The following is a 1,520-nucleotide window of genomic DNA, read 5'->3' on the forward strand; positions in this document are numbered from 1 at the left end:
AATGCCCTTGGCCTACCTGTCAGAAAGCCCCGAGTGTAGCGCTCACCCGGGGCTGGGAACGTCATGACTTGCTGGCTGATTTGGGAAACAACGCCGGTGTTACCAAGTAGACCCCGCATCTTCGGTAATAGTTCAATTTTATTGAAGTTTTTTCGTTTTCTTCGCGGGGTTTCCATCGGGATCTGTGGGGGGGATGGGTTATCATTCTGCTCCCGTCATCCGGTTGCAGAGGATCTATGCCCGCGTTTTCCTGGTTAGCGCTCTTTTTCGGCGCCTTCTATTTTGTCTACGGTGCTTACTTGCCGTTCTGGTCGCTCTGGCTGGAGGGGGTGGGCGTTAGCGCCGAGATGATTGGTCTGCTGCTGGGGGCGGGGATGGCGATCCGCTTTGCCGGCAACCTGATGGTGATGGGGCAGATCAAGGGGGCGGGCCATCTGTTGCCGGTGACCCGCTTGCTCTCCCTGCTCAGTCTGCTGGCGTTTCTTGGCTTCTATCTCAGTCATAACCTCTGGTGGCTGGTGGGCTTGACCCTGCTGGCGAATTTTATCTATCCGACCCTGATGCCGGTGGGTGAGGCGCTGGCGACCCGCATGGTGGTGCAGGCGCACCTCGATTACGGCAAGGTGCGGCTGTGCGGCTCCTTTGCCTTTATCGTCACCTCGACCCTGGTGGGGGCGTTGGTGGAAAATTTTGGTAGCGACTGGATTTTGCACACCATGGTGGCGGGGCTGGTGCTGATGCTGCTGCTCAGCTGGCTGCCGCTCTATCCGGCGCCACAGGATAGTCAGGGCGAGCGCGCCAAGGCGTCCTTGCTGGCAACCCTGCGCAGCGCACCGGTGCGCCGTTTCCTGCTGCTGACCGCTTTGCTGCAGGGGAGCCACGCCGCTTATTACGGTTTCAGCGCCATCTACTGGAAGGCGCAAGGGTATAGCGGCACCATCATCGGCTATCTCTGGGCGCTCGGGGTGGTGGCGGAGATCTGTATGTTTGCCGCCGACAAGCGTTTCTGGCAGCGCTTTGGCGCCCAGAGCCTTTTTATCGCCGGTGCAGTCGGTTGTGTGGTGCGCTGGGTATTGCTGGGTGCCTCGACCGAGTTGTGGGTGCTGGTGCTGGGGCAATTGCTCCACTCGGTGACGTTCGGCATGAGTCATCTCGGGGCGGTGCGTTTTATTACTCGCCAGCTGCCCGCCGAGCAGTTGATCCCGACTCAGGCGCTCTATGCGGCCCTTGGCCTCGGCATGACGGTGGCGGCGCTGATGGCACTCTGCGGCGTGCTGTTCGAGCCTCTCGGCGGCGGCATCTTCTTCCTGATGGTGCTGGTGGTATTGCCGGTGTTCTTCCTGCGGCTGCGACCCTTTGCGCCCTCTGCGCAGGAGAGGTCTCCGGCCTGATACTTACCAGTCCTAATCGTAACACAGCCAAAAAGAAGGCTATGTCCCAATTACGTGTTGCATAGGGCGCCCCAGCGCCTCATGCAAACATGCTTTGATATTTACGCCTTTTCCGTAACGCTCCAGCAT

General features: G+C 59.6%; 1 protein-coding gene. It reads left to right on the forward strand.

What is annotated here, in order from left to right; genetic code table 11:
- Nucleotides 1–236 precede the first annotated feature (236 nt).
- Nucleotides 237–1,391, forward strand: coding sequence for a 3-phenylpropionate MFS transporter (locus tag AB5Y85_RS14090; RefSeq protein ID WP_257688168.1), 1,155 nt, complete (start codon nucleotides 237–239; stop codon nucleotides 1,389–1,391).
- The last annotated feature ends 129 nt before the right edge of the window (nucleotides 1,392–1,520 follow it).

This window comes from Aeromonas sp. R3-1 (assembly GCF_040908345.1).
Taxonomy (GTDB): domain Bacteria; phylum Pseudomonadota; class Gammaproteobacteria; order Enterobacterales; family Aeromonadaceae; genus Aeromonas; species Aeromonas veronii.

What these genes read in the sequence shown, in the direction of transcription:
- AB5Y85_RS14090 (WP_257688168.1), top strand. Translation starts at nt 237, where the DNA reads ATGCCCGCGTTTTCCTGGTTAGCGCTCTTTTTCGGCGCCTTCTATTTT.